The sequence below is a fragment of the Chthoniobacter flavus Ellin428 genome (assembly GCF_000173075.1).
Classification (GTDB): domain Bacteria; phylum Verrucomicrobiota; class Verrucomicrobiia; order Chthoniobacterales; family Chthoniobacteraceae; genus Chthoniobacter; species Chthoniobacter flavus.
Map to the genome: position 1 here is coordinate 1 of NZ_ABVL01000033.1, position 17,980 is coordinate 17,980.

Annotated in this window: 13 protein-coding genes, 1 tRNA gene and 1 pseudogene; 3 read left to right on the forward strand and 12 right to left on the reverse strand. The window is 59.4% G+C overall.

Annotated features, from left to right (window positions below; all coding sequences use genetic code 11):
* The 6 genes and pseudogenes from CFE428DRAFT_RS40130 to CFE428DRAFT_RS29320 all read right to left on the reverse strand — a co-directional run.
* Window positions 1-365 (reverse strand): annotated as a pseudogene (locus tag CFE428DRAFT_RS40130) (hypothetical protein); the annotation flags it as partial.
* A gap of 409 nt (window positions 366-774) precedes the next feature.
* Window positions 775-1,419: an HAD-IA family hydrolase gene (locus CFE428DRAFT_RS29300; RefSeq protein ID WP_006983343.1), complete on the reverse strand. Its 645-nt coding sequence runs from the start codon at window positions 1,417-1,419 to the stop codon at window positions 775-777.
* 263 nt (window positions 1,420-1,682) lie between these two features.
* Window positions 1,683-2,972: a DUF1552 domain-containing protein gene (locus tag CFE428DRAFT_RS29305; RefSeq protein ID WP_006983344.1), complete on the reverse strand. Its 1,290-nt coding sequence runs from the start codon at window positions 2,970-2,972 to the stop codon at window positions 1,683-1,685.
* 128 nt (window positions 2,973-3,100) lie between these two features.
* Window positions 3,101-5,641, reverse strand: a complete 2,541-nt coding sequence (locus CFE428DRAFT_RS29310; protein ID WP_006983345.1) for a DUF1592 domain-containing protein — start codon at window positions 5,639-5,641, stop codon at window positions 3,101-3,103.
* Window positions 5,642-5,986: 345 nt separating this feature from the next.
* A complete protein-coding gene (locus CFE428DRAFT_RS29315) occupies window positions 5,987-7,021 on the reverse strand; it encodes a hypothetical protein (RefSeq protein WP_006983346.1) in 1,035 nt (344 codons plus the stop codon).
* Between the two features lie 100 nt (window positions 7,022-7,121).
* Window positions 7,122-7,197, reverse strand: a tRNA-Thr gene (locus tag CFE428DRAFT_RS29320).
* 399 nt (window positions 7,198-7,596) lie between these two features.
* Between CFE428DRAFT_RS29320 and CFE428DRAFT_RS36390 the strand changes: the two genes are divergently transcribed.
* Window positions 7,597-8,319, forward strand: coding sequence for a DUF262 domain-containing protein (locus CFE428DRAFT_RS36390; RefSeq protein WP_157447680.1), 723 nt, complete (start codon window positions 7,597-7,599; stop codon window positions 8,317-8,319).
* Here the strand turns inward: CFE428DRAFT_RS36390 and CFE428DRAFT_RS29330 are convergent.
* The 6 genes from CFE428DRAFT_RS29330 to CFE428DRAFT_RS29370 all read right to left on the reverse strand — a co-directional run bounded on the left by CFE428DRAFT_RS29330 (window position 8,270) and on the right by CFE428DRAFT_RS29370 (window position 15,045).
* On the reverse strand, window positions 8,270-9,487 hold the full coding sequence (locus tag CFE428DRAFT_RS29330) for an ISL3 family transposase (protein WP_006983348.1): 1,218 nt from the start codon (window positions 9,485-9,487) through the stop codon (window positions 8,270-8,272). The two genes, CFE428DRAFT_RS36390 and CFE428DRAFT_RS29330, sit on opposite strands and share 50 nt — an antisense overlap.
* Window positions 9,488-10,011: 524 nt before the next feature.
* On the reverse strand, window positions 10,012-10,491 hold the full coding sequence (locus CFE428DRAFT_RS29335; protein WP_006983350.1) for a hypothetical protein: 480 nt from the start codon (window positions 10,489-10,491) through the stop codon (window positions 10,012-10,014).
* 427 nt (window positions 10,492-10,918) lie between these two features.
* Complete coding sequence (locus CFE428DRAFT_RS29345; RefSeq protein ID WP_131990119.1) at window positions 10,919-11,383, reverse strand: hypothetical protein; 465 nt, start codon at window positions 11,381-11,383, stop codon at window positions 10,919-10,921.
* 235 nt (window positions 11,384-11,618) lie between these two features.
* Window positions 11,619-11,942, reverse strand: coding sequence for a hypothetical protein (locus CFE428DRAFT_RS29350; protein ID WP_131990118.1), 324 nt, complete (start codon window positions 11,940-11,942; stop codon window positions 11,619-11,621).
* 619 nt (window positions 11,943-12,561) lie between these two features.
* Window positions 12,562-12,894 (reverse strand): hypothetical protein, encoded by a 333-nt coding sequence (locus tag CFE428DRAFT_RS29360; RefSeq protein WP_042726062.1) that lies wholly within the window; start codon window positions 12,892-12,894, stop codon window positions 12,562-12,564.
* Between the two features lie 1,569 nt (window positions 12,895-14,463).
* The gene (locus CFE428DRAFT_RS29370; protein WP_006983354.1) at window positions 14,464-15,045 is read right to left on the reverse strand and encodes a hypothetical protein; all 582 of its coding nucleotides are present in this window, start codon (window positions 15,043-15,045) and stop codon (window positions 14,464-14,466) included.
* A gap of 577 nt (window positions 15,046-15,622) precedes the next feature.
* Here CFE428DRAFT_RS29370 and CFE428DRAFT_RS29380 point away from each other — a divergent pair.
* Both CFE428DRAFT_RS29380 and CFE428DRAFT_RS29385 read left to right on the forward strand, forming a co-directional pair.
* Complete coding sequence (locus tag CFE428DRAFT_RS29380) at window positions 15,623-17,032, forward strand: 3-keto-disaccharide hydrolase (protein WP_006983356.1); 1,410 nt, start codon at window positions 15,623-15,625, stop codon at window positions 17,030-17,032.
* A 247-nt stretch (window positions 17,033-17,279) separates the two neighbouring features.
* Complete coding sequence (locus CFE428DRAFT_RS29385; protein WP_006983358.1) at window positions 17,280-17,957, forward strand: hypothetical protein; 678 nt, start codon at window positions 17,280-17,282, stop codon at window positions 17,955-17,957.
* Window positions 17,958-17,980 lie beyond the last annotated feature (23 nt).

Sequence of the window (17,980 nt, forward strand, 5' to 3'; positions counted from 1 at the left end):
ATCGTGCATCCCAAGCGCCGCCAAAGCGCCAAGGCTAAATAGACCTGGCCAAACTGCCGCAACCGTTCCACGCGCACGCGAGAAAGATCCACCTGCGCCCACTGCGGCGGCGGTAGGGACGGTGGCGCGGCCGGCGATCCAAAAAGATCTCCCGGCGGCGTGGGCTCCGCAGGCGCCCCATCCCCATCCAGTAAACGCGCTATCTCCTCCCAGCCGGCCCGTTCCTCTTCGTCGAGTCCGGGCAGTTTGCCTAGCGTCGCCACCACCCGCTGCCGCGGCCCGCGCTCCGTGCGGTGACTCTCCACCAAAGTCCAATACTCGTATTGTTGACCGTTCTTCTGTCTGCGATTGCGCCGCAAAAACATGCCCCAGCTTGCCCCTTTCCTCTCTGCTCCAGCAAGGCGGCGGTCTCCACTACAACATCCAATCCCTGACAACCAACCGCCTCTCCAGAAGCCAACCCAACATCCCCTCACGGAAAAAGCTTTTTATCCCTAACGACTGTCGAACTTGGGCTAAGCATTACCCACATCTCAAAAAGACTGCGGATGGGGCCCGCGAATCACGCAGATAACGCGAATGAGGAGGATTTTATTCGCGTGATTTGCGTGATTCGCAGGCCCTTCTTCTCTCCGCGGGACCTTCAAAAAAGATGTGGGTAATGGTTAGCCGAGGCGGCGCCCTCCAGCGCGCTTTCTGTATCCGAAAATGGTTTTCGAGAGCCGCACTCATTTTCCTCTCGAGCAATACCGCGCCCACCCCCGCTTCCGCCTCTCACCGCAAAAGCGCGGGCAACTCCGACATGCGCTCAAAGCGAGTCACTCCCGGCACATGAAATTCCTCCGCGTCGCCCGCGGCGATGTAAGCTAACACGCGCATCCCGGCGGCGATTCCCGCGCGGACACCTAACACGCTGTCTTCCACCACCACACAATCCGCCGGCGCCACTCCCATCTCCGCGGCCGCGTGGAGATACAGCCCAGGATCCGGCTTCCAGGTCCCCAGCTCGTAAGAGCTGAAAATGCGGCCTTCGAAAAAGGGGAGCAACCCGGTGACCGACAAAGCCAGCGCGATTTTTTCGCGCGGCCCATTCGAGGCGACGCAGACCGGCATGCGGATCTCCCAAAGCACCTCGTGGATTCCGGGAATCGGTTTCAGGCGGTGTCGGAATGCCTCCGCCTGGCGCGCCCGGAAATTGGGAGTGAAATCCTCCGGCAAGGGGTGGCCGAGACGTTCGGAGAGAACGGCCACGCATTCCGCCATCTTGCGCCCGCGGAACAACCGCATCGCCTCGGAGAGCTCCATAGCCAGCGGACCATACTCGCGCGCCGCGTCCACCAGCATCTGCGTCGAGAGTTCCTCGCTATCCACGAGGACGCCGTCGTTATCGAAAATGACGAGAGAAGGAGGGGAGGTCACAAGCGCGGTGCCTTTTTCTAAAGGATACCACGCGATTGGCGAGCGACATCGCCGTGATTTGCGGAGCGGTCCGCACGACTCAGCCTAAAATCAGGGAATGAATGGCCACAAAGAGGCACAAAAAGCACAAAAGCAGGGTCCTTGCAAAACACGGCAATGTCACCCGCAGGGTGTCGATGAGCACCACCCGCTTACCTAGGGGAGCATTCTCTTTTTGTGCCTCTTGGGCCTTTTTGCGGCCATTCCCAGTCCCGCTTTTAGGCTCACTTGTACGGCTCGAGGCCCATGTATTTCTCGATCACTAAACCTCCGCTGATGATCCCGTTACTCGCACCGAACGACTTGGCGTCGACGTTCATGTGCTGGAGCATCCGCACATAGAGGTTCGAAAGGAGCGTGTTGTTTTTCGGGTCGTAGGCGAGGTGGCCCTGGTGCTTGAAGGTGCCGCCGGCAAGCACGATGGGCAGGTTGTTGTTATCGTGCGACGAGGAGTTGCCGAGGTTGCTCGTGTAGAGGACCGCGGTGCGGTCGAGGAGGGTGTTGCTGCCTTCCTTCGAGGCCTTCATTTTGTCGAGGAACTCCGCGAACAACTTGATCTCCTCTTCCTCGATCAAGGCCAGTTGCTCGAGCTTCGCGGGATCCTGCCCGTGATGCGAGGCGTCGTGGTGGCCGAGGGTGACGCCCTCGATATCGGGCCGCTCCTGGGTGCCGAGCCAGAGCGAAATCACGCGCGTGGAATCGGTCTGCAAGGCGAGATGGACGATGTTGTACCATTGCCGCGAACGCTCGACCAACTGCGGGCCGCCGAAATCGCTGGTCGGCGTTTGGAAGTCCACTTTCGGCTTGGGCGTCTTGCTCCAGTGCTCGTCCTGCTGCAGCGATTGCTCCGCTTCGCGCACGGCGGTGAGGAAAAGATCGAGCCGTTCGCGATCGCCGGTGCCGACCTTGCGGTTGAGCGCTTTGATCTGGTCGCCGACATCGTCGAGGATGCTCTGGCCATCTTTCACCCGCTGCAATTCCCGCGCTTCCTCGTCCGGCGTGCCGGCGATGAAGAGCTGGCGAAAGACCCGGGTGGCGCGCTGCTCGGAGGGGATGCGCACGCCGCGCCGGTTCCAGGCGACGTCGCCGCCGCCGATGATCAGCGAAGAAAAGCGCGTCTCGTTGCCGATGTGCGAGGCCACTTCCTGGTCGAGCGAGATGCCGTTCTTGATGTCCTTGTCGCGGATCATTTCCGGAGCGACGCCGGTGAAGATGCCGACTTCCGCGAAGTGCCCGGTGGCGTAGCGATGCGACATGCCGGAGAAGACGGTGAAGCGGTCGCGATGCGCCTGGAGCAGCTTCATGTAGCGGCTCGGCTCGTAATCGCGTCCGGGCTTGGTCGGAAAAAAGTTCGGGCCGTACATGCCGAGCGGCTGGCCGACGAGGACCAGCCGGGCCGGGTCCTGGTTGGTTCCGGCGCCCCGGGCGGGCATCATGGCTTCGAGAAACGGCAGACCGATGAGGACACCGGATGCGCGGAGGAAAGTGCGGCGATCGATGCGGGGAGTCGGCATAGGAGGGTTAGGTGGCTGGCTGCAGTTTCTTAATCTTAATCTTAATCCTAATCCTAATCTGCTCCGCCAAACGGACGGGGGATTAAGAGTAAGATTAAGATTACGATTAAGACGGCGGTTAGTGTGCGTTACTTATCTAGGAAGATCCGGCTGACGACGATTTCATGGACAAGATCTCGAAAACCGTAATTCCGGGGCCGGATGCGAGTGATGATCTGCTCGACGACTTCGCGGTCGGCAAACTGGATATCGGCCCCGGTCGCGTAGATGAGCAGCTTCTGGGTCAGGCTGCGGGCCAGCTGATCTTTATTCTCCAGCAGGATCTTTTTGTAATCGTCGATGTCCTTGAAGGGCTTGCCTTCGGCAGTCTGGCCCCCCTGCTCCACCGCCGGGCCGTAATAGGCCTGGCGGCCGGTATTGCGCGGGAGTTCGACGACCCCGGCCTTGGTCCGCTCGGTGACCCGATAGGAAGTGCGCCAGTTGCCGATGGGATCAAAGTTTTCCAGCGCGAATCCGGGCGGGTCGATGTGCGTGTGGCAGGTGGCGCAGGCGGGTGTGTGGCGATGCTTGTCGAGCTGCTCGCGAATGGTCGTGGCCCCGCGGATGTCCGGCTCGATGGCCGGGATATCCGGTGGCGGTGGCGTGGGTGGCTGGCCGAGAATGCGGTCGAGCACCCATTTGCCGCGCAGCACGGGCGAGGTGCGCGTGCCGTCGGCGGTCACTTTCAAAATGCTCGCCTGGGTCATGACGCCGCCCCGATGGCTGCCCGGTGGCAGGGTGACTTTGCGGAAGTCGTTTCCCTGCACTCCCGGGACGCCGTAGAGCAAGGCGAGGCGTTCATTGAGCATCGCCCAGTTCGAATCGACGAAGCTGAGCAGGCTGAGGTTTTTGCGCAGCACTTCCTCGAAGAACGACTCCGTCTCGCGCGGCATGGACCAGAGGAGCAATTGATCGAAGTCGCTGTAGAGGACCGGATCGGGAATCGTGAAATCGATCTTCCGCAAGTCGAGCCATTGGCCGGCGAAATTCTTCGTGAAGGCGTGCGCGCGCGGCGAGTTGAGCATGCGCTCCACCTGGGCGTAGAGCACCGTGGGCTGGTGCAACTGGCCGGTGCGCGCCACGGCGAGCAGCTCGTCATCGGGCATCGTCGACCAGAGGAAATAGGAGAGCCGCTCGGCGAGTTGGTAATCGTCGAGCCGCGGGGTCGTCAGGTCGCCCTGGGCGGTGGCGCCGGAGAGCGGATCATCGGTGAGGAAAAGGAAATCGGGCGACGAGAGGATGAGCTTGTAGCCGTAGAGCATCGCGTCGAGGAACGAGGCCTTGTCGTCCAGCTTGGCGTGGACCTTGTCGGCGTAATGCTTCTGCACGTCCGCGCTCACCGGCCGCCGGAAAGCCCGCGGCAGGAAGCTGCGGATGAGGCGCTCGGCGTCTTCCTTGGGATGCTCGGAATCGGGTTCCAGCGGATCGGCATACCAACTGTCGGCGCGCCGATTGTCCACGTTTGGCAGCCGCGTGTGGGCCATCTCCGCTTTCACCACGGAATGCGCCTTGAGCGGGACGCCGGCGAAGAGCTGGTTGTAGCTCGCTGGCGGAAAGGCATCGAGCGGACCTTCGATTTTCAGCCAGTCCACGCGCAGGCCGGGGCCGGTGTATTCCTCGATCGGTTTCTTGAAACGGCGGATGTCCCAGGTGGTGAGCAGGTTCACCACGAACTGCTGACGGCGCGCGAGATCGATCTCGAATTCGATGACCTTCGGCGGACCAGCGGGGATTTCGTGGACCTCCTTGAGCACCGGCGATTCGCGACCGCTCGACTCGACGGTCATGTAACCCACGGGAATCGGTTTTCCTTCCGCGCCCACCGCGCCGGCGGACATCGTGATCTTGTAGCGGCCGGCGGTCGGCACCGACGGCGTAGCGCACAGGCCGTAGCGCGGCAGCGTGCTGTAGATGACCAGCGCGTCGCCATCGAGTTTGCAGCTCTTGGTGAGGGTCTGCTTGAAGTTCGAGCCTTTCTCCGAGATCTCACGCCCGCTGTGCTGCTCGCTGAACGGAATCGGCGGGCTCACCGGAATGGCCGAGAGCACCGCTTTCGTCGCGGCTTCCTGGTAACGGAGGAAATGGGTCGCTGATAGATCGAGCCCGGCGCTGACGTTGTCGAATCCCGCGGTGGTATTGTCCTCCGGGAGCATGTCCTTGAGCGCCACCGGCGTGCCGACGAGATCGCGCACGGTGTTTTCAAATTCGGTGGCATTCAGCCGCCGCACCGCCACGCGCCCCTGCTTCACCTGATGATCCAGCGAGGCCGCGCGGAGCTGCAGGTAGAGAAATTGCTCCGCGCCCGTCAGCAACGGCTGCGGCGGACGCTTCTCTTTCTTCGGCGGCATCTCACCGGCGATGAGCTTGTCGAAGACATGCGTCCAGGTGGCCGCACTCTTCTCCGTCCGAAAATCGGCGGGGAGATTGTCGAGCCGCAGGCCGGCTTTATGGGTCGTCTCGTCGTGACAATCCAGGCAATGGCCTTCGACCAATGGCTTGACCGACGATTGAAAATTCGGGGCGGCAACGGCTGGAGCCGCCGTCTGAATCGCCGGCACCGCGCCCCAACTGAAGACACCCGTGGCCAGGAAAAGACCGGACGAGGCAATCAGAAAGGGGATGCGCTTCATGGCTTCTGGGGGAAGGAAGGGGTTGGGGAGTTAAATCCGAAACCGCGCTTTGGGCAAGCCCGCGAAAATGGCCGCCGCGGGCTTTTGGACGATAGCGGTCTACCAGAAAATATCTAAACGCAGAGGCCGCGGAGGCGCAGAGAAGAATTGTAGAGGGGCTGGTGGAGTAAAAAACCGCTAACGGACGCTAATGGACGCGAATACGAAAACGCCTTCACCTCTCTGCTCTATTCGCGTTCATTGGCGTCCATTCGCGGTAAAAAAACTACGCAGGCGGCGTACATTTTTAGGGTTATTACTACAGAGAAAAAGTGGAGAGAGGCGGGGTGCAATCCGTGGTTCACCTCAGAGTTCGTTTTGGCAGCGCTCGCAATAGTCCGAGGTCATGTAGTGTTGGACGAACGAAGTCCCGCGCATCTCGGGGAAGATGCGACCTTCCAAACAGACCTTTTCCTGAAAAATCCGGTAAGCCTCCCGGATCGAGCAATGCTCGCAGATGTGGAAGGCCACGCCAAACAAGGCGAGGTGGGCGAGCGCGGTTCGGAGGGCCAGCGCCGCCTCATGATCGGTCAGTTCCGCATCCGCCGGGGGCAGCCGGAATTCCCGCAGCAAATTCTCAATCAAGGTGCCGTCGCTCTTCTCGATCAAATCATCGAGCAACTCCCACTCGGCCCGTTCCGGGAAATCGTCGGAGGGAGCGGTGATCTCGCGATCGAGACGCCGCGCCGCCTGTTCCAATTCCCGGTTCAGATCGTCCGGGACCAATCCATAGCCTTCTTCTTCGGGGGCCTCCTCCGAGAATTCGCCATCTACGTCGGGCAGATCGAATGAGTCGATTTCCTCCACGGTCCACGCCGTCTCGCTTTCGCTTTCCGGCGAGGCCACGCTTTCCGGTGCCCCACTTCCCGTTCCCCCCTCGCCCGCCGCCGGTGACGACGGAGCTTCGTGATCATGGACAAAGCGCATCCTGGGCTCGGCCAGTTCCACGACCACCCGGCCATTCTGGCTGAACCATTCCAGGTAGAGGCAGCGGCACCATCGGACGGGCGGCGGTTCGCCCTGCTCCGACCGGCGGTTCAACTCATCGGTCGAACCATCAACCGTCTTTCGCTTGAGGGCCGCGGTCATGGTTCCGACCGCGCCAATCTGCTGATTGCGAAACTGCGCGACGCGCGCACGATCGTCATCCGTCGCCGGCCGATCGTTCCGCGGCACTTCAAACTCGAAACCCCGGCCGCGCAGGTCTTCCGCCGGAATACCGGTGAGCTCCACCAAAATCGGCGTTTCTTCACCGCGCAAAAGCAGCCGCCCATGCACGCAGAATGGACGCGTGTTGTAGAAGACGCCCGCAATGACAAGATCATCCAGTCGAAAGGCCATGCTGCCCTTTTAGATCTCACGAGAAGCGGGAACAACTGCGTTTTCGCTCAGTTCCAGAGGCTAAACGCGCCACGAATCATTCAGTCGAACCCCTCGAAGCTGGAGCCGGCAATCGGGCTCGAACCGATGACCTGCTGATTACAAATCAGCTGCTCTACCAACTGAGCTATGCCGGCATGACGATCTGGGATCGTGCCTCTGGAGGCGGTTCAGTTCTTCGCACGCAACCGCGTCGCGGGCAAGCGCCATTTGGCCGACTTGTCGAACGTGATGGGCATGAGTTCCGCCGCGTCATCGACGGTCTTTGCGGCAAATCGCTCGGAAGCGACTAGCGCAGATCGCGCATGTGCCAAGAGCTGTTGCCTGCCCCTTCTTCCCGCGAGAAAGACCCACCGCCCTCGCAGTGAATTTGCCCCGCTGAGAAGGGTTCCCAAAGCCCCACTCTGGGAACGAGGATCGAATAGTTGCCTTTCAGTAGGTGTTCAGAACCATCCTTCGCCTCCCGCCGAGTTTCTCTTCTCTTCTACATACGCGACTGCTAAATGCGTGGTGAATATCTGAGGCCCCGCGTGTTTATGAGTACAGAAGACCCGAGTTTTATCGACCCCGATCTTGCAGACGCCGAGCAAGACCCGGATGAGGTTCCAATTCGTGACCGCCGCCTAGTCACAAATCCTTACGATTTGGTTGTCGAGGCTCTAATTGACCAAATTGACAACGGAACAGTGTTCTTGCGACCGCTCTCCGAGCGTCCGAGCTTCCAACGACGATATGTATGGCCGAACCTTCTGGCCTCGCGCTTGATCGAGTCGGTTCTCCTGAATATCCCGATTCCGCCGTGTTATCTCTCCCAAAATGAAGATTTTGAACTCGACGTGATCGACGGACAGCAGCGACTTTTTTCGATTTATCGGTTCCTCGATAACCAGTTTGCGATCGCGGGACTTGAGGTCTTGAAAGAGTTGAATGGGTTGCGCTTTCATCAACTGGAGCCGAGGGCGCAGCGACAAATCAAAACTCATACAATCCGCTGTGTTCTAATCTCGAATGAGTCGCATCCGGAAATAAAATTCGACGTATTTGAACGGTTAAACACCAACACGGTTCCATTAAATGCTCAAGAGTTACGAAATTGCATCTATCGCGGCGCGCTCAACGAGTTCTTGAAAGATGCGGTAGCAAATGCGTCGTGGCTTTCTATCCTCGGGAAAAAAGCGCCAGATAAAAGAATGAGGCCGCTTCGCTGTTTTAAGTGGGTGAAAGGGAGGGGAGGTGAAGTTGGAGGCGGCCGGCTTTGAGCAGAGCCATGAGGCGGAAGTTGCGGAAAGAACGAAAGCCGCGAGCCATGCGTTTGGCCAGTTGGAGCAGACCGTTGATCGCCTCGATCACGCCGTTGGTGACACGGGTTTCCAGGAAAGCCACGATCCCGTCCCAATGTTCCATGACGCTGTCGGCCAGTTTGCGAAAGGGGACCAATCGAGATCGTCTGGCACGAGTCACCCACCAGCGCAGGGCCACCGCATCTTCGCCGGCCAGCACGTCCTGGAAGGTTTCGCGCAACATCATGGCCCGGCCCAGTTTGGGATATTGGGTGCAGAGTTGCTGGCGGTGCGCGAGTTGTTCCTCCGAGCGCGTCCAACTGTTGCCTCGGATCGCCCAAAGTTCACCGGCCAGTCCGGCCCCTTCACGGCGCAGTTGCTTGCGCACGTCATCGAGTGCTTTGCCGGCCATCTGCATGAGATGAAAACGATCGAAAACGATCCGGGCCTTGGGTAGATATTGCCGCACTCCTTTGCGATAGGCCGGGCTCATATCCATGGCCACCAACTCGATCTGCTCGGGCACGGCGCCATGCGCCCCCAGTTCGCGGACAAAAGCTCCCACCGCCTCGCTCTCCCGGCCCTCGCTCAAGAAGAGCAGTTCCCGCGTCTCGGCATCCACGAAATTGGTCACATAGCGATGCCCACGCCGCGCACTGGTCTCATCGATCAGCAGCCGGCGCACTTGGGTCCAACTGCGCCGCGCCTGCGCCGCTTCCACATAGTGCGCCACTAAACGCCACAGGCGCGTGTCCTCTTCGCCCAAAAGTGCGCCCACTTCCAAGACCGGCATCTGGGTGCACAGCAGCATCGCCCAAGCTTCGAACATCAAGGTAAACCCACTGCCAGGTCGCGCCCAAGGCACCTCCACCTGCACTACCTTACCCTCCGGCGTCTTCACCCGCGGCACTCGGGCTACCAATTCGGTCTGGTATTGGAAAAAATTCAGATGCCGCCAGCTCTTCTCCACCGTGTCGTGCACCGGGCAAAGCAACTGATGCTCCGCTCCAGGTGCGCAAAATTTGCTCCCAGCCACAAAGTCCAGTTTGAGCGTTAAGCGGTGTGCTTCTTGGTCCAATTGGCAGTCGCTGACTTTCCATTCCGGGGTCAGTTGCAGCGCGAGCGTGAAGAGTTCCTTGGCATCCATTTCCCCCTATTGCCCCTCAATCCCAGCCCCTCGTCAATCTCCCGGTTCCTCACCAGCCGACCTCTGTTCCCCCTAGAGGAGGGGTTCGGGGAACCGTGGTTCCCTGATCCTCTTCCAACCCGCAACGCCGCCATCTTCCCACTCAAAATAGCGAGGAGCCAAAAATAGTGAAACATGGCATGAGGCAAAACAGATGCAGCGTTTCCGAAACGTGCTTCGATGCGATCCTGGATCAAATTGCAGGCGCGATACCATGCCTCAAGCTCTTGTTGATTGGAAAGGGGGAGGCGGACGAGACGCTCGATCTCATCTGCAAGAAACTGTCGATCCTCAGATAACGGGGGCAGTGGCGGGTCGATTATTCGACGAGGGCGGAATAGCACGAGCAGCAGCGTGAGAATTCCGCACGTAATCAGCGTCGTCTTCATCAGCGGCAAGCATCGCCTAACGCCCCCACGCTCAGCGACGGGCCTGTGAACGTGTCGAACGCAGGGGCAAGGTCCCGGCCCGTCCCCTGCAGCGGGTTAGGCGTTGCGGTTGAGTGCAGAAGGCGCGTGGTGGAACTCACGGGAGTTGGGATGATACTTGAGAAAGGCGTCCTCGCGACAGTTCTCAGGAGTGAGGGAAACGGACTTGGAGAGCAGGTCGCCGATGCGCTGAAGAAAGTCGCACAAAGACTTGAACTCGCTCTCGCTGCGAATGTCGTTCGGAACGATGTCGAACTCTACCTCATTGTCGCAGAAAAAGTGCGCGGCGAAGTGGATGCTGCCGAAGCGAAAGGTCAGAAGTGGTGACGAATGCTCACGAACTGCAAAAGGCTCGCGAACAGAAACGGGAACCGAAGCCGACTGACCATCGAGGCTGTAGCAGACCTCGCTGCCATGCTGTCGAACGAAGTCGAGAACGCGCTGCCAGTCGTGCAATGTGGCAGGTGAAACGTAGATGTCGCGAAGAGAGCCATCCGGCTCGAACTCGCGGGAGACGCTCTGCCAAGTGATGTTCATTACAGGATGCGTGTCGCAACGCCTAACGCCCCCAATCCCGCCATGGCGGGAGACGGGCCTGTGAGCGCGTCGAACGCAGGAGTGAGTTCCCGGCCCGTTCGCTGTCCTTCGATAAACTCAGGACCTTTCCCTCGGCAGGCTCGGGACCTTTCCCTCGACAGGCTCGGGACCTTGAGCTTGTCGAAACGGGAGCTTGTCGAAACGGGAGCCTGTCGAAACGGCTGCGCGGTGGGTTTCTTGGAGAGCAGCAGGCATGACGGCCCGAAACATTGCCCGCGCGGACGTGTCCCTCCCAAAAGCCGGCTGCTGTAACAGCGTGTCGAGGTGGACTGCCTGCGCAAATGCGCCGATGCAAACGGCCGGAGCCTCTTCTTGCAAGTCGAGGTGGAAACATGGCGACAATTCGCCTGCAGCACTTTGTCAGGCGTCATTGGTGTGGCTTGGAGGGACCGTGCCGAAATTGTGGGAGCGCCGAAAGTTCGCGGATAAGCGCATCCAAGTCGGACTCGCGCGCGCCATAAACCCAAACGTGAATGGAGGGCTTATCCGGATTAGTAAGAAGTGCGGCTTGATAGAGGGAACCATCTTCGCGGCGTGTTCGGTGCCAAACAACATCGAAGGCACCGAGCCGACCATGATGGGTGGTGCTGTCGGCCGTAGGCTGAAAGGAAGGCGCCATGCCCAAGTAAAAGCCAACGCCGCCGGAACTTGGCGCTGCTGACTCACCGTAATAAACGGCGAAGTCTGGGCCGTCCGTCCGGCTCCAACGCAAAGTGGTGTGGGCATCGGGGCCGAGCAAGCCGGCAAGTTCTTGTTTGGTCATTCGCTTGCTGGACGACCCACAGGAAGCAAGCAGCGCCACTATGCAGAAAAAAAGCGGGATTCGGCTCATAAAGCGTGAATGACATCAACGACCTCAGGCTCAGCCACGGCGGAGGCTGGTGCGGCTCCTGCATGGCTGGAGGAAAGGCGGAAACCGGAAGAAGGAGCCATGACAACCGGTGTCGTTGGCCTGCAGCGCTTGGTTAGCACCCCAACCACGCTGCGCGCGGAGCAATGAGGGAAGGAACTGATCTTGTTGCTGGTTCCGTCTCGCCGTTTTCATGGCCGATGTAAGTTGTTCATAATCAACGCTCCGAATTTCCAGTTCCTGAGGAGGCGACGTTCTCACTATAGCCATAGTCTCTCAATCTCCGCTCAAAGAAAGCAACCAAATCCGGGGCGTCGGGCCAGCGCGATGCCGGGAAACATGCGAGGTGAATCCGAATGTCTCGGAGCGCATCGGCCCGCCAATTGGTCAACATCTGCGGCACGGCGTGAACTGCCTCCATCGCATCGTTGATCATCTTTATGGGTGCGCCATCACGAACCGTCTGATTGCGGATAAAGACGCAGGCCCATCCGACCGTGTCCATGCCTGCTCGCAGAATCGGTTCAGGTGCGATGCTCATAACGCGTGGCAGTCGCCTACGCCCCCAAGCTCAGCGACTGTGGAGAGCGGCGCGGTAGCTGCATGGTGGAAGGAAAGGCGGCGGCGGAAGCAGCTACCGTTACGCCCGGAGCAGTTCGCTGAGCTTGGTTAGTCCTCTGTTGTGTCCAATCAAGCCACTGCACTCCGAGAATCAAGGTCGCGTAGAAGGCGTAGAATGTAGTAAAAGCGCACTGGCAAATGGCTGTCACGCAAATCGTGGAAGCGCGGGAGAAAACCTCTCGGGAGAGAGAAAGCGTGAGCAGCGCGACAAGAGCGCATGGAATACTCCAGGAAAACTGACCGAGCCAGCGGACCAAGAGAACGTCAACAGGCATTAGCATCGGCGCCCAGTGGCCGTCGGCGAGTTTGATGACGGGCCGCATGGTCTCAATCACTCGGTCAGTGTGGTAGTGGTGAAGGAGCGGGACTGGCAGCGACAATACAAGCAGCGCAAGGTATGCGAAGATAGATGGCGCTCTGTTGCTCATAACGCGTCGAAGGGGCCTAGACTCCAAGCTCAGCGACGGGCCTGTGGGCGGGTCGAACGCAGGAAAGGGTTCCCGGCCCGTTCGCTGCAGCGCTTGGAGGTGACGCTTGGGCTAGAAAGAGATCCATCTTCCAAGAAAAATGATTAATGGCAGCCACCCACAAGCGACCAGCATAAGCAAGTAGCCAAGCCAGACGTGGCGCTCATGGCGACGAAGAGACCAAATGGAAAGTGCCAAAACAACTGCGCTGGCGATGCCGTTCGAGGCCCAAAACGCACGAACGATGTCAAAGCCGAGAAAGTCCTCCTGCGATGCTCTGTGCACTATCAACGTGCAAGTGCCAAAAGCAACCGGGACGAAAATGAGCGTTGTCAGGGCGACGATTGGACGCGGACGAATGTTCGGTGCCCGACCATACATGGCCTCGTGGATGCTCGCGTTCACAGACAAAGATTGGAGTCGCCCCCAAGCTCAGCGACACGCCGGAGCGGCGCGGATTGTCACCGCGTTTCCGCCTCGACCTGCAAAAAGCGCCTCCGGCGGTGAGTCGAAGCGCGTCCGCGCGGGCAGTGTGCCGGTGGGCGGGAAGGCGGCGGTGGTTGGGAGCACAGGGCGTGACGCGGAGGTGTGTTCGCTGCAGCGCTTAGGCGCGGTTGTCATTTGCAGGCTTTAGCCAATACTTTTGAGAGTCAGTCATCTGAGACTCAATCTCGGGCGGCACGTCTGGCGGACCATGAAGGCGCCAATGAACTGCCTCCTCAAAGGAGAGTTTCCGAACGCCGCATTGGGGAACTCCACAGTTGCGTGGATAGGAACCGTCGACAAGGGAAATGCCATCGACACACCCCATCTCGGTTCCGGTGCAGAGGCATGGGTGATATGCGCAGTCCTCATAGAACTCACCGGGGCGTATGTCATCGGCATCTTTGAGTGGTGTTGGCATACTATTGAGCGGGTTAGGCGACTTTTGGAGCGTGCTCATGCCAAAGGGTTTGAATTTGTTGAGGCAGGCCCTCGTGGCGCCATAGGCGAGACCAAAAATGAATCGGTTCGGGCCAGCGGGCAATCGCGATACGGATACCGACAGGAGAGAAATAATAGCGGGCGCGCTCGCAGGAAGTAATATCCGACCAAGGAACCATAATCGCGGGTAAGAGAAACTGCGGCCCCATGGAAATACGCAAGCCTTCACAACTGAGACCCACACGAATGCAACACCCCACAGCGCCATAGGTCCCGCCGATGTGCCCGGAGACTCCGTAGAACATATTCTCGCGGTCGACCGGCGAAGCCGGGTAAGTCCGCGCTAGACGACGCCAAGCCGCGATATACGTGCCACCGAGTAGAACGAGAGGAATCAATGCACCGAGCCCACTGACGACCCATACTGCTGGCTGTGTGTCGTTCATTTTACGGAAGACGTGGCAAGTCGCCTACGACCCCAAGCTCAGCGACACGCCGGAGCGGCGCGGCCTATGCCGGCGGGCGGAAAAGGTGGTGGTGGTTGGAAGCACAGGCCGTGACGCGGAGGCGTGTTCGCTGCAGCGCATGGTGGCGTCATTTCGATACAGAGCAAATGCATATTGCTACAGCGGCAAGGCCTGAAAAGGATAGCGATTATACGTTGGAATGGCTTGACCGGAGGTATCCGTGCGGATGTACATGCGATTTGGTTCCATGCGGGCTTGTAGGCAGAGGGCAGGGTAAAACAGATTAAGCAGGATTGTATCGAAAAACCGCGTCGAAATCGTTGTCACCGGTTGCCCCTCGACGGTCCATCCGCTGTGAGATTGTAAAAACGAAATGCAACCACACGAGTAGAGGGCGACGACTCCAAGCGTTCGATAAGCGATCTTGAACGTAGTCTTCACAGAAAACGTATGTCGACGCCCCCAAGCTCAGCGACACGCCGGAGTGGCGCGGCCTGTGCCGGCGGCCGGAAAGGTTGGGGGTGGTCGGAAGCACAGGCAGTGACGCGGAGGCGTGTTTGCTGCAGCGCTTGGATAGGCCGCGTTATTGTTCCGGTTTGTCTTCCTTCTGAATCCATATCTTGTGCTTGGCGGGATCGATCTCGATGTGTGGCTCAAATCCCTTGCTGTCAGGAGTCGTGTCGGGCAGCGGGACGTAGATGGTATGCTCCCACTCGTCCACAAACGGCTCGCCGCGCCACGTCAGTGAGGAGGTGGATCGCTGAAACTTCTCGCGGTAGGATTCCGGTAGGAAGTCGTCGATGCGGTAATTGTGAATCGAACCCTTATCGAGGTCGTAAATCACGACTGCGTTGTCGGTGGTGCCAACACCGAACCAGTCATCAAAGGTGATGAGGAAGCAAGCGTCGTTGGTGATCAGAGCAATGATTGGGCTGCGCGGGTTGCGGAGTGTCACTCGCCGGACGAAGCGATACGAACGGTCTTTTGGCGACCATTTGGTGATGGTGGCGGTTGGGCGTGCGTCCTTCTGGTCGCGTTGAACTGGGTCGATGCGCACGACGAGGCTAGCGTCTCGGGAGTGGTAAATCTGTGTAACCGGAGGAACCCACGTATCGCCATGTGCGAGCGGAATCGAGATGAGGAGGCTGGCGAGTAGAACACGCATGGCTAGTAGCCTAACATCTTATTGGACCGACCGGGAGAGATGGAAAATATCGGCATCTCTTTCGAGGTTCACTGACCGCACCTCGGAGGTAATACCAACATCCCTCTGATTACAAAACGAAAACGGGCCAGTGGCGGTCTGTCGGTCGGCCGCCGCAGTCGGAGTATGATGGCAGCGTGCTCTCTTGGCATCCTGTGCCGACTGACTCCCCTTCGCCGTCATCGCCTGCCGCAGGCCGCGCGGGTCGGGCCGGTTTCGTGTGGCTTTTTACGAGACGCGATGCCGTCGACCCGCTCCGTCGGGGCGCGGTAGAGGACATTGCCTCGAAGTCGCCCAAAACGATGGGCGCGGCGCGCGTTGGGTCGGTCAGCGACTGGGAAGTCGCCGCTCCCAGGGACGCTGCGCGTCGGGACGGCGGCCCGGAGATGCGGGTGAAGCGTCCGCTCGAGGGGTGAATGGCCCATTTCGATTTTCGTCTGATTCGTTAAATGAGTTGCTAAGAATCCACGTTTGTGATGATCGTCGCGTTGGCCGCCACCAACCGGCTTTTTCCACCTATTCTGTTCCCAAATTCCCAATGATCATCCCTCGATTATTATCCTCCTGCATCGTTGCAGCCGCGGCCCTCGTGCTCGGCGCTTCCTTTCTCCATGCCGCGGATGCCCCGCCGGCCGGTTTCACCTCGCTGTGGAATGGCAAGGACCTCTCCGATTGGTTCGGCTGGAGCACGAGTGATCCGCGCCAGTTGGCCGCGATGACCCCGGAGCAGCGCGCGGAATACAACAAGGAATCTGTCGAAGGCGGCCCAGCGATCAAGGGCGACCAGCAGATCAACAAGCACTGGCACGTGGAAGGCGATGAGATCGTCAATGACGGCAAGGGCCTCTATCTCTCGACGACCAAGGACTACGGCGACATCGAACTGCTCGTGGATTATAAGATGCAACCGCTCGGCGACAGCGGGATCTATCTGCGCGGCGTGCCGCAGGTGCAGATTTGGGATTACACGAAGGAGGGAGGCAAGTGGAACCTCGGCGCAGACAAAGGCTCCGGCGGACTTTGGAACAATGACAAAGGTTCACCGGGCAAGGATCCGCTCGTGCTCGCCGACAAGCCGTTCGGCGAGTGGAACCACTTCCGCATCATCATGGTCGGCAGCCGCGTGACAGTCTGGCTGAACGACAAGCTGGTGGTCGATCACGCCATTCTCGAGAACTACTTCGACAAGAAAAAGCCGCTCGATCAGCGTCTGCCGATCCTGCCGCGGGGCCCGATCCAACTCCAGACCCACGGCAGCGAGATCCGCTGGCGCAATCTCTTCGTCCGCGAGATCGGCAGCGATGAAGCGTGCAAGATCCTCGCCAGCCATGGCCAGGAAGGCTTCCAGTCGATCTTCAACGGCAAGGACCTCGACGGCTGGACGGCGAACAACGGCAAAGGCCCAATGGACATGGTGAAGGTCGAAGACGGCGCCATGGTGTGGCAGGAGAAGAAGGGCGGCACGCCTTATTGGAATACCGAGCTCAAGGACTTCGCCGCGCGCGTGGACTTCAAGCTCCCGCCCGGCGGCAACAACGGCCTGGCCATTCGCTATCCCGGCACCGGCAACACGGCTTATGACGGCATGTGCGAGTGCCAGGTGCTGGACGACAACTATGAAGTGAATAAGGAGAAGATCGTGGGCAAGCCGCAGCCGATCGACCCGCGCCAGGCGCACGGCAGTGCTTATGGCATGGTCGCCGCCGCGCGTGGGTATCAGCACCCGATCGGCGACTGGAACTTCGAGGAAGTGACCGTCAAGGGTTCGACGATCAAGGTCGAGCTCAACGGCACGGTCATCCTCGATACCGACCTGAGCAAGGTGGACATGGACAACGTCATGGCCCATAGCAAACATCCGGGCAAGGATCGCACCAGCGGCTTCTTCGGCTTCGCCGGTCACAACGACCCGGTGCAGTTCAAGAACGTCTTCATCAAGCAGTTCTGAGCCGTCGGCGCGGAGATAAAACGCATCTCCGCCGAGAGCACAAACCATCAACGCCAACCCCAACGCGGTGGCCTGCGAAATTGCACCTCGAGTGCGATCTTTCAGACCACTCATTGGGGTTGGATTTTTTTACACACCGCCTTGTCGAAACGGGCACGCTTCTCCCCTCCATCCAGACCTGCATAATAAGGCTTCACAGCCATCGTCATCTAAGCATATATACTTAGCCAACACAGATCATTCTGTTATGGCCCTCCGTGATGCGTTCGACAAGTTGGCGGGGTACTTTCACCCGACGGTGAATGCATTGTGTCTGAACGCCGGGGCGATTGCCGAGGTGCGTGCGGCAGCCGGGGTTTCTTTCCCGGATCGGCCCACATGGCATTCCTTGCACTATCCGGGTGAGATCAGTCTCCCCATTTTCCTGCTGCCATTGCCCCCGGGACTGGCGCCCGAAATACGGGCAGTCGCAGAAGAACTGCACAAGGAAATGCTCAGGGAAGGAGTTTCCCATTTCCAATTCCAGATCAACAGCCGGTACGAAAACCGGCAGGCGCACTTTTGGATCGCCCAGCTGGCCAAAAACCAATTTTTGCCGATCGGACAAACCAGCTTCGTCCTCGAGGATCGGCGGTTCGCGGAGAATAAACAGCCGGGAGAATCACTGGAGCAAAACGGTCTGCGTCTGAAAGCGATGCGCTCTGGCATCTACAAGCCGCGCTGGTGGATGCAGCTCGCCTGGCTTCGGCCGGCGTATCGGTGTCAGCGCATTTTCCGCCACAGCGTACCGTATTTCCAGGAGTGGCACCCGGACTTTGTGGTGCGGGATCCCAATCAACCTCTCGCCCGCTCCCTCAAAGATTTCCCCGGGCACATCTTCGATGGGCGTGTGCAATGGTGGGATGGGATGGGTTCCGGTCACTAGCCAGAGCGGCTGCCGATCGCCCG